The 12890-nt window shown below is 73.7% G+C and carries 11 protein-coding genes; 8 read left to right on the forward strand and 3 right to left on the reverse strand.

The window, feature by feature from the left end:
- Nucleotides 1-57: 57 nt before the first annotated feature.
- Nucleotides 58-1410, reverse strand: a complete 1353-nt coding sequence (locus AB0K65_RS11120; protein WP_365715497.1) for an LPXTG cell wall anchor domain-containing protein — start codon at nucleotides 1408-1410, stop codon at nucleotides 58-60.
- A 212-nt stretch (nucleotides 1411-1622) separates the two neighbouring features.
- On the opposite strand from AB0K65_RS11120, the gene fahA reads away from it, so the two are divergent.
- A complete protein-coding gene (gene fahA / locus AB0K65_RS11125; protein ID WP_365715498.1) occupies nucleotides 1623-2849 on the forward strand; it encodes a fumarylacetoacetase in 1227 nt (408 codons plus the stop codon).
- A 181-nt stretch (nucleotides 2850-3030) separates the two neighbouring features.
- Here fahA and AB0K65_RS11130 read toward each other — a convergent pair whose 3' ends face one another.
- Both AB0K65_RS11130 and AB0K65_RS11135 read right to left on the reverse strand, forming a co-directional pair.
- Nucleotides 3031-3921: a carbohydrate-binding protein gene (locus tag AB0K65_RS11130; RefSeq protein WP_365715499.1), complete on the reverse strand. Its 891-nt coding sequence runs from the start codon at nucleotides 3919-3921 to the stop codon at nucleotides 3031-3033.
- Nucleotides 3922-3960: 39 nt separating this feature from the next.
- The gene (locus tag AB0K65_RS11135; RefSeq protein ID WP_365715501.1) at nucleotides 3961-4926 is read right to left on the reverse strand and encodes an AraC family transcriptional regulator; all 966 of its coding nucleotides are present in this window, start codon (nucleotides 4924-4926) and stop codon (nucleotides 3961-3963) included.
- Nucleotides 4927-5219: 293 nt separating this feature from the next.
- Between AB0K65_RS11135 and AB0K65_RS11140 the strand changes: the two genes are divergently transcribed.
- The 7 genes from AB0K65_RS11140 to AB0K65_RS11170 all read left to right on the forward strand — a co-directional run bounded on the left by AB0K65_RS11140 (nucleotide 5220) and on the right by AB0K65_RS11170 (nucleotide 12886).
- Nucleotides 5220-5990, forward strand: a complete 771-nt coding sequence (locus tag AB0K65_RS11140; protein ID WP_365715502.1) for a GntR family transcriptional regulator — start codon at nucleotides 5220-5222, stop codon at nucleotides 5988-5990.
- Nucleotides 5991-6039: 49 nt separating this feature from the next.
- Entirely contained in the window at nucleotides 6040-6267 is a 228-nt protein-coding gene (locus tag AB0K65_RS11145; RefSeq protein WP_365715503.1) for a ferredoxin family protein, read from the forward strand.
- Nucleotides 6268-6282: 15 nt separating this feature from the next.
- Nucleotides 6283-7629 carry an ABC transporter substrate-binding protein gene (locus AB0K65_RS11150; RefSeq protein WP_365715504.1) on the forward strand — a complete coding sequence of 449 codons (1347 nt, stop codon included), beginning with the start codon at nucleotides 6283-6285 and terminating at the stop codon, nucleotides 7627-7629.
- A complete protein-coding gene (locus AB0K65_RS11155) occupies nucleotides 7626-8588 on the forward strand; it encodes an ABC transporter permease (protein ID WP_365715505.1) in 963 nt (320 codons plus the stop codon). Before AB0K65_RS11150 ends, AB0K65_RS11155 begins: the two co-directional genes overlap by 4 nt.
- Nucleotides 8585-9274, forward strand: coding sequence for an ATP-binding cassette domain-containing protein (locus AB0K65_RS11160; RefSeq protein WP_365715507.1), 690 nt, complete (start codon nucleotides 8585-8587; stop codon nucleotides 9272-9274). The genes AB0K65_RS11155 and AB0K65_RS11160 overlap by 4 nt, the downstream gene beginning before the upstream one ends.
- Before the next feature lie 11 nt (nucleotides 9275-9285).
- On the forward strand, nucleotides 9286-11994 hold the full coding sequence (locus AB0K65_RS11165; RefSeq protein ID WP_365715508.1) for a fumarate reductase/succinate dehydrogenase flavoprotein subunit: 2709 nt from the start codon (nucleotides 9286-9288) through the stop codon (nucleotides 11992-11994).
- A 154-nt stretch (nucleotides 11995-12148) separates the two neighbouring features.
- Nucleotides 12149-12886 carry a hypothetical protein gene (locus tag AB0K65_RS11170; RefSeq protein WP_365715509.1) on the forward strand — a complete coding sequence of 246 codons (738 nt, stop codon included), beginning with the start codon at nucleotides 12149-12151 and terminating at the stop codon, nucleotides 12884-12886.
- Nucleotides 12887-12890 lie beyond the last annotated feature (4 nt).

The following is a 12890-nucleotide window of genomic DNA, read 5'->3' on the forward strand; positions in this document are numbered from 1 at the left end:
GACAAGGGAAAGGGCCCGCATTCCTCATGGGAATGCGGGCCCTTATCTCAGTGCGTGTCAGGCGTTCGAACCGGCCTTGCGGCGACGGACGACGAACATGGCGCCGGCGCCCAGGGCGACGGCCGCGGCGCCCGCGAGGGCGATCTGCGGCATGGCGTCGTCGGAACCGGTCGTGGCGAGCGAGCCGTTGGTGGCGGTGTTGCCGTTGCCGCCACCGGTCACCGGAGTGGTGGAGGTGCCACCCTGCTCGGTGGTGTTGCCGTTGCCGCCACCGGTGCCGGTGCCGGTGCCGGGCTTCGACGCGGCGGTGATGCCGAACTCGAGGTCGGCGGCCTCCTTGGACCAGCCGCAGGAGCCGTTCTTGTTCTCGTAGCCGCCCGCGGCGAAGAGCATGCCGTCGCCGGCCGGGGACTTCGCGTCGACCGTGAGGCGCAGCTTGATGTCGGCGTGGCCGCCGGGCTTCACCGCGCCGGCGACGGCGCCGGTCTCGTCGTCGAAGGACTGCCAGGTCGGGTTGGCGGCGGTGGACCAGCTCAGGTCCAGGTACTTGTCGAGGTCCTTCTCCTCGGTCGAGTCCATGTTGAAGGCCTCGGCGTAGGCGCCGACCTCGTCCAGCGACTTCGTGGTGCCGTTGCTGATCTTCAGCGTGAAGACGGCGCTCGTACCGGCGACGACCTTCTTCGGGCCGGTCAGGGCGACCGTCAGCTTGGACTCCTCGACGCAGTCCTCGCCGGGCTCCTCGCCCTCCTCCGCCTCGGCGGCGGCGAGCGCCTTCTCGGCGGCCTTGAGCTCCTTGAGGGCCTTGTCCTTGGCCTGACGGGCGGCCTCGCTCTTGCGGGCGGCCTCGATGAGCGCGTCGTCGCGGGTCTTGTAGGCCGCGGCCAGCTTCTCGTCGGCGGCGGTCTTCGCGGCGGCGGCGGCCGTCACGGCGGCCTGGGCGTCGGTGACGGCCTGCTCGGCGGCGGTCTTGTCCGCGTCGGCGGGCAGGGCGGCGAGGTCGGCCTGGGCCTTGGCCAGCTTCTCGTCGGCGGCCTTCTTCGCGGCGGCGGCGGCGTCGGCGGCCGTCTTCGCCTCGACGGCGGCGGTCTGGTTCGGGTGGCTGGCGTCGGCCAGGGCGGCGAACGCCTTCTCGGCGTCCGCGTGGGCGACGACCGCGGCGTCGTACGTGCTCTGGGCCGCCGCGACCGCGAGCTTCAGCTGCTCGATCGTCGGCTTCTGTTCCTGCGTCTGGGCCCCGGCCGGCTTCGTGTCCGCGAAAGCGGGAGCGGCCGAGAGGAAAACGACGGGCGTGGTCACGGCGGCGGCCACGGCGGTCGCGAGAATGCGGCGGATCTTCAAGGCGGACCTTTTCTGGTCGGAGAAGATGACAAGAGTGAGGGAGGTCGCGCCTGCGGATACCTCACGCGGCACGACACGAAACGATCGTATGACCCGGATAAGACCGTGGAATAGAGGGTTTCGGGGACCCTCACGCACGCAGGAGCCGCACAGGGCGTATAAAGCCCTCGAACATGGACAGTTGTGCACATGGGGCCCACTTTTTGTGTGACCCATGTCATCTCGGCCGCGCGGTACGACCCGTAACGTGTCCCCCACACCCGTGGAAAGCGAGGCAAGCACCGATGCCCGAGCAGTCCCCGCTCGACCTGGCCGAAGGCGATCCCTTCGGCCCGCACAACCTTCCGTACGGCGTCTTCTCCACCGCCGACGAGCCCGGCCGGCGGAGGGTCGGCGTCCGCATCGGCGGGCATGTCCTGGACGCGGGGGCGGCGGCGCACGCGCTCGGCTCGCCCTACGCCGCCCTGCTGGCGCGCCCCAGCCTCAACCCGCTGCTCGCCGCCGGCCGCACCGCCTGGCGCGACGTGCGCCGCGCGCTGACCGCCTGGGTCACCGTGCCCGCGCACCGCCCGGACATAGAGCCGCTGCTCCACCCGCTGGACTCCGTCACGCTGCACCTGCCGTACGAGGTCGCGGACTACGTCGACTTCTACGCCAGCGAGCACCACGCCACCAACGTGGGCCGGATCTTCCGCCCCGACGGCGACGCGCTCACCCCCAACTGGAAGCACCTTCCGATCGGCTACCACGGCAGGGCGGGCACGGTCGTCGTCTCCGGCACCGATGTCGTGCGCCCCTCCGGCCAGCGCAAGGCGCCCACCGACGCGGCGCCGGTCTTCGGTCCCTCGGTGAAGCTGGACATCGAGGCGGAGGTCGGCTTCGTCGTCGGCACCCCCTCCGCGCTGGGCTCCCCGGTCGCGCTCGGCGACTTCCCGGAGCACGTCTTCGGCCTGACGCTGCTCAACGACTGGTCGGCGCGTGACATCCAGGCCTGGGAGTACGTCCCGCTCGGTCCGTTCCTCGGCAAGTCGTTCACGACGTCCGTCTCGGCCTGGGTGACCCCCCTGGAGGCCCTGGAAGCCGCCCGCGTGAGCCCCCCGGCGCGGGACTTCGACCTGCTGCCGTACCTGGACGACGCCGGCGAGGAGGTGCCCGGCGGCTTCGACCTGAGGATCACGGTCCGGATCAACGGCGAGGTCGTGTCCGAGCCGCCCTTCTCCACGATGTACTGGACTGCCGCCCAGCAGCTCGCCCACATGACGGTCAACGGCGCCTCCCTGCGGACCGGTGACCTGTACGGCTCCGGCACGGTCTCGGGCCCCGAGGTCGACCAGCGCGGCTCGCTGCTCGAACTGACCTGGAACGGCCGTGACCCGCTCGAACTGGCCGCGGGCAAGCGCACGTTCCTGGAGGACGGCGACGAGGTCACCCTGACCGCCTGGGCGCCGGGCCCGGACGGTACGCGGGTGGGGCTCGGCGAGGTGACCGGGCGGATCGTCCCCTCCGCCTGAGCGTCCCCCTCCGTCCGGCCGGCCCACGGCCGGTCGGGACCGCGCACGCGAAGAGGCCCCGGCACCCCAGGTGGGGTGCCGGGGCCTCCCGGCGCCGCGCTCCGGCGGGCTCAGCCGTACGCGGGCGCCTCGGCGGTCCTGGAGTCGCGCGGGGCCCCCCGCACCGCGCCGGGCGGGCCGGTCAGGCGGCCCGCCACAGGGCCGGGACCGACGGCGGCTCCCACCCCGGCTGGGCGAGGTGGGACTGGAGGCAGACGTAGGCGACGGCTCCGTAGGTGACCCGGTCGCCCGCCGCGTAGGCGGCGCCCGCGCGCCAGGTGCCGCCGGGCGGCGGTGTCGTCGGCCCGCCGGTCGGCGAGGGGCCGGGCCCCGGGTCCTGGGCCAGGTCGAGCACGAAGTCGAAGGCGGCCTCCTTCGCGCCGCCCGCGTCGCGCACGGTCATCAGCAGCCGCGGGTCGAACAGCGAGTCGGTGTTGTTGCGCGGCTCGCCCGGGAAGTACAGCTGCGTGGTGAGGACGGGGCGGCCGGGAGCCTGCGCCTTCACGTGGATGTGCCGGGTACGTCCCGGGTAGAGGCCCGGGACGATCGTGGTGAGCCGGAAGGCACCCTGCGCGTCGGTGAACTGGTGCCCCCGGAAGCGGAATCCGGTGTTGTCGTACGCGCCGTTGACATCGGCCTGCCAGAAGTCGAGCAGCACGCCCTGGACCGGCAGACAGGCCCGTCCGAAGACGTATCCGGAGACGGTGAGCCGGGTCCCGGGCGTCCCCGCCTCCAGGAGCGAGGTCCGCCGGGGCGAGTTCGGCTTGAAGTAGGGGCCCTCCATCTGCGGCGGGGTCGGGTCGTCGCCGTCGTCGCAGGCCGGGGTGGGCGCGAGCCCGGCGCCGCCCCGCGTGGCGGTGGCGGTACGGGCCAGGGCCGGAACGCCCATGAGGGTGGCCGGCACCGCCACGGAGGCGGCGATCGCCGCCTTCAGGACGGTCTTGCGGCTGGGCCGCCGGGAGGTGGGGGCGGCCGCGTCGTGGGTCACGCCGGGGGTGGGGGTCTCGCCGGGGGTGGGGGTCTCGCCGTCCATGTCTGCTCCTTGTGGGGGCTTCGGGGATCGGCAACGAACCTAGGCGGACGCCCTGGGCCGATCGAGGGACGGAACACGGGGGTCGTGGTGTATTTCGGCGCCCCGCCGGAAGTCGCCCGGACTCAGCCCGGTCTCCCTGCGGAAGAACCGGCAGAAGTAGGCCGGGTCCCCGAACCCGGTCCGGTCAGCGACCTGGCGGACCGACAACTCCGTGCGGGCGAGCAGCCGTTTGGCCTCGTGGACGCGGGCGGCGCGGACCAGTTGACCGGCGGTGCGGCCGGTGGCCGCCTTCACGGCCTCGGTGAGATAGCCGGGGGTGACGCCGAGACGCGCGGCGCAGTCGCGCACCGACCGGAGCGCGGGGTCGGCGTCGGCGAGGAGCCGGACGAACTCCTCCGCGACCGCTCCGGGCCGGCCCGGAGCGGCGGATCCGGCGCCCGCGCCGCCGTCCGCGGGACCGGCCCGGTCCGCGGCGCGGGCGGCCCGGACGACGAGGACGTGCAGCAGGGCCCGCAGCACGGAGTCGAAGCCCTCGGCGCGGCGGCGGTGCTCGGCGGCCAGTTCACCGAGCGTCCGCGCCGTCTCCTCGTTGGCCGCCTCCCCGAGCGTCACCCAGGGCCGTTCGGCGAGGCGCCGTAAGAGGTCCCGGTCGGCGGGGTGGTCGATCAGGAAGTCCTCCGTGAAGAGCGCGACGGTGCCGTTGAGACCGCGGACTCCCTCCCAGTGGTGGACCTGGCCGGGGGCGATGACGCCGAGGTGCGGCGGCGCCAGCTCCGCGCGCGTGAGGTCGACGACGTGGGCGCCCGAGCCGGCGGTGACGTGGACGATCTCGTAGAAGGTGTGCCGGTGCGGGAAGTCGGCACGGGACATCGGCCCGATGGTGTCGAAGGTGCCGATGGCGAACGGCATCGTGTTCGGCATCGGCACCTCCAGGCGGTGCATGGGCGGTGATCCCTCCCGGGGCGCCTCGCAGGGGGTCCCCGGCAGGACGGTGGTGCCGCGCATCGTCGCTCTCCTCTCCCGCCGGACCCCGGCCCTCGGCTCCGCCGGAATCCGACATCAGGTCCAGACCAATCGCTGGGGCGTCACCCTGCCACGCCCCGCCGGGCCACGGAACCACGCCGCTCGGCGTCACCCTGTCCGCCAGGTGGGACGGACCGTGCCCAAGCGGCGGACGAGGTGGCAGATCTTGCCACCGCCGGCAGGAAGGAGCAGGTCAGCGGCGTGCTGTCACGGCATCAGATGGCGCAATGCTGTGGCAACACCACCGCCGTGGACGCCTCGGTATGGTCCCTCGCATGCCAGCCGAACGCCTTCGTGAGCACACCGTCCCGGTCGCCGCAGCGCGCCGCCGGCGGCTGCGCGCGGACCAGGCGCGACAGCTCGCCGACCTCCTGCGCCACCAGATTCTGGCCGCCCGCTTCCCCGGCGGGATCCTGCCCCTTGAGGACCGGATCGGCGCCGACTACCGGGTCTCGCGCAACACCGTCCGGCAGGCCCTGGACCTGCTCCGCGCCGAGGGCCTGGTCGAGCGGCAGCCCGGCGTGGGCACGGTCGTGGTGTGCGAGAAGTACCCGCACGGCCTCGACCGGCTCCAGGGCCTCGCCGAGACCCTGCACGAACACGGCACGGTCACCAACGAGGTCCGCACGGTCGGACCGGTCGCGGCCCCCGCGCCGGTGGCCGGGCGGCTGGGGATACCCGAGCACAGCGACGTCCTCTACATCGAGCGCCTGCGCCGGCTCGGCGGCCTGCCGCTCTCCCTCGACCTCACCTACATCCCGATGGACATCGGCGCCGGACTCCTCGGCTGCGACCTGGAGAACACCGACGTGTTCCGGCTCATCGAGTCGCTGACCGGGACACTGCTGGGCCATGCCGACATCACCCTGGAGGCCGTCAACGCCGACGCGCACTCCGCCGCCGTCCTGCAGGCACCGCGCGGTGCCGCGCTTTTGATGCTGGACCGGCTCACCCACCTCTGTGACGGACGCCCCGTGGACCTGGAGTTCATCCGGTTCCGGGGCGACCGGATCACGATGAGCGGCCTGCTGCACCGGTCCGTCTAGTCGTCCCCGCCGCCGTACACACCCCTTTTCCGGAGACCTGGAGACAGCCATGCCCTTGGCGCCCCAGCGGGCCGACGTGCCCGTGACCATCGACGAGTCGAAGTGCATCGACGGCTGCACGCTCTGCGTGGAGATGTGCCCGCTGGACTCCCTCGCCATCAACCCCGACAGCGGCAAGGCCTTCATGCACGTGGACGAGTGCTGGTACTGCGGCCCGTGCGCGGCCCGGTGTCCGACCGGCGCGGTCACGGTCAACATGCCCTATCTGCTCCGCTGAGAGGCCCGAACGCCCATGTCCCGCAAGCATGTCGTCCCCCTCGCCGCCCTGGCCCTCCTGCTGCCCCTGGCCGCCTGCGGCGGTCCGGCGGAGGCCGGAAACGGCTCGACGGTCACCGTGACCGTCGGCTACCAGTCCAAGACCATCAACACCGTCACGGCCGGCACCCTGCTGCGCTCGCTCGGCGCCTTCGAGCGCGAGCTGGGCGCGCAGGGGCGGAAGGACGGCACGACGTACAAGGTCGTCTGGCAGGACTACGCCACCGGCGCGCCGATCACCGCCCAGATGACCGCAGGGAAGATCGACATCGGTTCGATGGGCGACTTCCCGCTCCTGCTGAACGCGGCCCGCGGCACGAAGCTGAAGCGTCCGACGAAACTCGTGTCGGTGACCGGCTACAACCTGCGCGGCGCCCTCAACACCGTCGTGACCGAGCCCGGTTCGGACCTCCGGTCGCTGACGGAGCTGCGCGGGAAGAAGGTGTCGACGTCCATCGGCTCGGCGGCGGACGGAACCCTCGTGCGCGCCCTGCAACGCGCCGGCCTCGACCCGGAGCGGGACATCCGCAAGCTCAACCAGCAGCCCGCCGTCGGCGCTTCGGCCCTGGCGGCCGGGAGCGCGGACGCGCTGTCGCAGTTCGTCGCCTGGCCGGGACTCCTGGCGTTCCAGGGCAAGGCGAAGGCGCTGTACGACGGCGCCGAGCTGAACCTGCCCACCTTCCACGGCGTCACCGCCCGCGCCGACTTCGCCCAGCGGCACCCGGCGGTCGTGGAGGCGTTCCTGCGGGCCCAGCGCACGGCGACGGCCTACCTGCGCGAGCACCCGGTCGCCGCGAGCGAGAAGGTCGCCGCCGAGACGGGCCTCCCGGCCGAGGTCGTCCACCTCTACAACGGCCCCAACGGCATCGCCACCTTCGACCCGACCCTGAAGCCCCGGCTGGTCGCGGCGCTGAAGGAGGACGTGCCGGTGCTGCGGTCGGCCAAGCTGGTGGAGGACGTGGACGTGGACGGCTTCGTCGACGACAGCTACGTACGGAAGGTCTACGGCCCGGCGTACGACCGGCAGCTCGCGACGCTCGCCCCGCCGTCCCGCAGCGAGGTCTGGCTGAAGGGGGCGGACCGCACGCTCTCCTTCGACACCCCCGCCGAGGCACTGCGGCACGTCGCGGCGAACCGCGCGAAGGTGCGGGTGGCGTACGTCCCCGACACGGTGACCGGGACGCTCTGGTTCGCGGACCGGGCGGTCTGGGTGGTGGACGGCGGGACGGCGAAGCCGTTCGTGACGGAGGCGGGGGCCGCGGCGTACCGGGCCGCCCACCCCTCGGCGCGCGCCGTCACCTACGCGCAGGCGCTGGCGTCATGAGGTACGTGCTGCGGGCGCTGTCGCTGGTGTCGGCGCTGGGCACGTGGCAGGCGCTGACGACCTGGGACGTGGCCCTCTGGCTGCGCTTCGACCAGTTCCCCACGGTCACGGAGGTGGCGGAGGCGTTCGCCTCGCGGCTGACGACGGACGCGTACTGGCAGGACCTGGTCGACAGCCTGACCCGTATCGTCACCGGCTTCACGCTCGCGGCGGTCGCGGGCATCGCGCTGGGCACGGCGATCGCCCGTTCCCCCCTCGCCGCCGACCTGCTCGGCCCCGTCCTCGAGGTCCTGCGGCCCATCCCGGCGATCGCGCTCGTGCCGGTCGCGATCCTGCTGTTCCCCAGCAACGAGCAGGGCATCGTCTTCATCACCGGCGCGGCCGCGTTCTTCCCCGTCCTGGTCTCCACCCGCCACGCCGTGGCCGCGCTGCCCCCGCTCTGGGAGGAGGCCGTCGTGACGATGGGCGCGGGGCGGATCCGGGTGCTGTTCTCGGTGATCCTTCCGGGGGCGCTGCCGGGGATCTTCAGCGGCCTGTCCGTGGGCATCGGCGTCTCGTGGATCTGCGTGATCTCGGCGGAGATGATCTCCGGCGAGTACGGGGTGGGGTACCGCACGTGGCAGGACTACACGGTCGTGGACTACCCGGCGGTCTTCGTCGGCATGACGACCATCGGCGTGCTGGGCTGGCTGACCTCCACGGCGGTCGAGGCGGCGGGCCGCCGCGTGGTGGGCACGCGGTCGGCGCCCCGGGCCGGCGGCGGATCCCCGAGGCCCCTGCGGGCCAGGCACGGAACGGCCCCCGCCACGACGGTCCTCACCCCCGCCTCCCCCGCCCCGGCGGCCCCCGCGGCCGTCGGGGGCGCGGCGGGAGCCCCTCCGGCGCGGGAAGCCCGCGCCACCCCGCGGGCCGTCGCGCCGGCCGCCACGACCCGTGCCCACGAAGGGACCCGCCCGTGACCGCCGCCCTCGTCCTCGACGACGTCGTCCTCGGGCGTCCCCACGCCCCCCTCCCCCATCCCGTCCACCTCACCGTCCCCGCCGGCGAGCTGCTCACCGTCGTCGGCCCCTCCGGCTGCGGCAAGTCCACGCTCCTGCGCACCCTCGCCGGGCTCCTGCCGCCCCTCGCCGGCACCGTCACCGCGCCGGCGGAACACCGCGCCCTCGTCTTCCAGGAGGACGCGCTGCTCCCGTGGCGCACCGCCCGGGCCAACGTCGAACTGCCCCTCGCCATCCAGGGGGTCCCGCGCCCCGTGCGCCGGGCGACCGCCGAGGAGTGGCTGGGCCGGGTCGGACTCGGCGAGCACACCCGGCGCCTGCCCCACCAGCTCTCCGGCGGCCAGCGCCAGCGCGTCCAGCTCGCCCGCGCCCTCGCGCCCGAGCCCCGCGCCGTCCTCATGGACGAGCCGTTCGGCGCGCTGGACGTGCAGACCAGGGCCGGCATGCAGGACCTGCTGGTCGAGGTCCTGCACGGCACCGGCGCGACCGTCGTGTTCGTCACGCACGACGTCGACGAAGCCCTCTTCCTCGGGGACCGCGTGGCGGTCCTCGGCACCGGCACGGTCCTCGACAACCCGCGGCCGCGCGACCGGGACGCCGACCTCTCCGGCCTGCGCCGCGACCTCCTCACCGCACTCTCCGCCTGAAAGGCCTCCCGATGCAGATCCCCGCCCTCGCGGACGCCGAGGAACTCTCGTGCGACGTCCTCGTCATCGGCGGAGGGACCGCCGGCACGATGGCCGCGCTCACCGCCGCCGAGCACGGAGCCGACGTCCTCCTCCTGGAGAAGGCGCACGTCCGCCACTCCGGGGCCCTCGCGATGGGCATGGACGGCGTCAACAACGCGGTCATCCCCGGCCGGGCCGAGCCCGACGACTACGTCGCCGAGATCACCCGTGCCAACGACGGCATCGTCGACCAGTCCACCGTCCGCCAGACGGCGACCCGCGGCTTCGCGATGGTCCGGCGCCTGGAGTCGTACGGCGTGAAGTTCGAGAAGGACGAGCACGGCGAGTACGCGGTCCGCCAGGTCCACCGCTCGGGCTCGTACGTCCTGCCCATGCCGGAGGGCAAGGACGTCAAGAAGGTCCTCTACCGGCAGCTGCGCCGCCGCGAGATGCGCGAACGCATCCGGATCGAGAACCGGGTGATGCCGGTCCGCGTCCTGACCGACGCCGACGGGCGGGCGATCGGCGCCGCCGGACTCCACACCCGCACGGGCGGGTTCGTCACCGTGCGGGCGGGCGCGGTGATCCTGGCGACCGGCGCCGCCGGCCGCCTCGGTCTGCCCGCCTCCGGCTACCTCTACGGGACGTACGAGAACCCCACCAACGCGGGCGACGGCTACGCGATGGCGTACCACGCGGGCGCGGAACTGACCGGCATCGAGTGCTTCCAGATCAATCCGCTGATCAAGGACTACAACGGCCCGGCCTGTGCCTACGTCGCCAACCCCTTCGGCGGTTACCAGGTCAACCGGCACGGCGAGCGGTTCGTCGACTCGGACTACTGGTCGGGGCAGATGATGGCCGAGTTCGCCGAGGAGCTGGCCTCCGACCGCGGCCCGGTCTACCTCAAGCTGAGCCATCTCCCCGAGGAGTCGGTCTCCGCCCTCGAATCGATCCTGCACACCACCGAACGCCCTACCCGCGCCACCTTCCACGCCGGGCGCGGCCACGACTACCGCACCCACGACATCGAGATGCACATCTCGGAGATCGGCCTGTGCGGCGGGCACTCGGCCTCCGGTGTGCGGGTCGACGACCACGCCCGCACCACCGTGCCCCGGCTCTACGCCGCGGGCGACCTGGCCTGCGTACCGCACAACTACATGATCGGCGCCTTCGTCTTCGGCGATCTGGCCGGAGCCGACGCCGCCCGTTACCGCGCCTACGAAGGCGACCTGCCGCAGGACCAGCTCCGGGCGGCGCACGAGCTGATCTACCGCCCGCTGCGCCACCCCGACGGGCCGCCCCAGCCCCAGGTCGAGTACAAGCTCCGCCGGTTCGTGAACGACTACGTCGCCCCGCCCAAGTCGGGGGCCCGGCTCTCCCTGGCCGTCGAGCACTTCGAGCGGATGCGGGCGGAGATCGACGCGATGGGCGCGACGACCCCGCACGAGCTGATGCGCTGCGCGGAGGTCTCCTTCATCCGGGACTGCGCCGAGATGGCGGCCCGCTCCTCCCTCGCCCGTACGGAGTCCCGCTGGGGCCTCTACCACGCGCGGACGGACCATCCGGAGCGGGACGACCAGGACTGGCTGCACCATCTGGACCTGCGCAAGTCACCCTCCGGCACGATGGAGTTCACGGCCCGTCCGGTGGCGCCCTACCTCGTACCCGTCGACGACTACGCCCCGGTCGGCGGAGCCTCCCGCCATCTCGGCGAGGTCCACCCGGAGCACGTCGCCACGGCGGGCTCCCGCGACCTCGCTCCGGTCGGCTCCGGAGTCCGTGCGGCGGAGGTGCGGGTGGAGGGCGCCGTCGGCCACGCGCCGCGCATTCTGGAGCTGCACGCCCTGGCCGAGGCGGAACCGGACCTGGACGCCCTGCGGCCCTATCTGACCGATCCCGACCCCGCCGTGCGGCGTGCGGCCGTCGCGGCCCTCACCGAGACGGTCCCCTCGGGCACCGGTCCGGCGCTGGCCGGGGCGCTGCTCGACGAGGACGCGGCGGTACGGGCGGTGGCGGCGGCCTCGCTGCGCGAGCTGGTCGAGACGCTGTCGCCGGAACCGGCGCTGCGGGCTCCGCTCGTCGCCGCGCTGGACGGGCCGGACCCGGGGGCCCGGGCCGCCTCGCTGACGGTGCTGCGGGTGCTGCGGCTCGGCTCCGCGTCCCTCTTCGCCGGCCTGCTGGCCGACGCCCGTCTGGAGGTCCGGGTGGAGGCGGTCCGCGCCCTGGTCTCGGTGGACGCGATCGGCTCGCTGGCCGAGGCCGCGGCCGACCCCTCCCGCGAGGTGCGGGTGGCGGTGGCGAAGGGTCTCGCGGCGGCCCGGGGCACGGTCCCCGCCCACCTCGCCCCGCTCATGGACGACGGGGACGCGCTCGTGCGGGCCGCCGCGTTGCAGGCGCTCGGGACGGTCGGCTGCCCGGCACCGTACGACGGGGACGCCGTCCGGGCCCTCGGTGATCCCGCCTGGCAGGTGCGGGCCGGCGCGGCGGCCGGTCTCGCGGCCGCGTCCCCGGCGACGGCGGTGCCCGCCCTGGCCGAGGCCCTCGGGGACGCGAACGCGGACGTCCGCAAGGCGGCGGTCCTGGCGCTGCTGCGCCATCCGGGGACGGGCTCGGTGCTGGCCCGGGCACTGGCCGACCCGGACGCCGACGTGCGCGCCTACGCCTCCCGGGGCGAGGTCGCCACGGTGCGGTGAGGTCGCACGGCCCGGTGACGACGCCCCCCCAATGGGCGCGTCCCGAGTGCGGTGCCGGAAGGGGGCGGCTCATGCTGCTGACGGTGGGACCAGGGGAGAGCCCGCTCGAATCAGGCGCCCCGTGGGGCGCACGTCCCTTTCTAGGAGCAGCACGATGCCCGTACGTTCCCGCAAGCGTTCCGCCCTGGCCGCCGCCGGCCTGGTCGCCCTCACCTCGATAGCCCTGGGCGCCGTCCCGGTCTCGGCGGCCGGCCCGGACCCGTCCTCGACCGCCGACGGGGGGCACGGTCGCCACCAGGGCGACCTGCGCCGGGCGTACGAGGCCACGGAGCGGTACAGGTCGGAGCAGGCCGCCCTGGACGACGGCTATCTCCGGACGGACGAGTGCGTGTTCTCGGACGAGGGCGGCATGGGCTACCACTACGTCAAGCCCGCGCACATCGGCTCGACCGACCCGACCCGGCCCGCCGCCCTGCTGTACGCCGACACCCACCACGCCGCCGGCGACGGCAAGGAACACGGCCAGGGCCAGGGGCAGGCCCAGGGCAAGGAGCAGGCCACGCCGCAGGCGCAGGGCAAGCCCCAGGGCAAGGAGCAGGCCAAGCCGCAGGACAAGGGTCAGGGCAAGGAGCAGGCCAAGCCGCAGGACAAGGGTCAAGGCAAGGACGGGAGGCGGCTGGTCGCCCTCGAATGGGTGGTGCCGAACACCGGCCAGGCCCAGCCGGAGATCTTCGGCCGCGGCTTCGACGGACCGGAGGTCATCCCGGGCGTCGGCGACGTCTACAGCCTGCACGCCTGGATCTTCAAGAAGAACCCGAAGGGCGTGTTCGCCCCGTACAACCCCCGGGTGACGTGCCCGGCCCCGCGGCCGACCCCGCAGCCCACGCGCTAGGGAA

It is taken from the genome of Streptomyces sp. NPDC053755 (assembly GCF_040677675.1).
GTDB lineage: Bacteria > Actinomycetota > Actinomycetes > Streptomycetales > Streptomycetaceae > Streptomyces.

What these genes read in the sequence shown, in the direction of transcription:
- fahA (WP_365715498.1), top strand. Translation starts at nt 1,623, where the DNA reads ATGCCCGAGCAGTCCCCGCTCGACCTGGCCGAAGGCGATCCCTTCGGC.
- AB0K65_RS11130 (WP_365715499.1), bottom strand. Translation starts at nt 3,921, where the DNA reads ATGGACGGCGAGACCCCCACCCCCGGCGAGACCCCCACCCCCGGCGTG.
- AB0K65_RS11135 (WP_365715501.1), bottom strand. Translation starts at nt 4,926, where the DNA reads ATGCGCGGCACCACCGTCCTGCCGGGGACCCCCTGCGAGGCGCCCCGG.
- AB0K65_RS11140 (WP_365715502.1), top strand. Translation starts at nt 5,220, where the DNA reads ATGCCAGCCGAACGCCTTCGTGAGCACACCGTCCCGGTCGCCGCAGCG.
- AB0K65_RS11145 (WP_365715503.1), top strand. Translation starts at nt 6,040, where the DNA reads ATGCCCTTGGCGCCCCAGCGGGCCGACGTGCCCGTGACCATCGACGAG.
- AB0K65_RS11150 (WP_365715504.1), top strand. Translation starts at nt 6,283, where the DNA reads ATGTCCCGCAAGCATGTCGTCCCCCTCGCCGCCCTGGCCCTCCTGCTG.
- AB0K65_RS11155 (WP_365715505.1), top strand. Translation starts at nt 7,626, where the DNA reads ATGAGGTACGTGCTGCGGGCGCTGTCGCTGGTGTCGGCGCTGGGCACG.
- AB0K65_RS11165 (WP_365715508.1), top strand. Translation starts at nt 9,286, where the DNA reads ATGCAGATCCCCGCCCTCGCGGACGCCGAGGAACTCTCGTGCGACGTC.
- AB0K65_RS11170 (WP_365715509.1), top strand. Translation starts at nt 12,149, where the DNA reads ATGCCCGTACGTTCCCGCAAGCGTTCCGCCCTGGCCGCCGCCGGCCTG.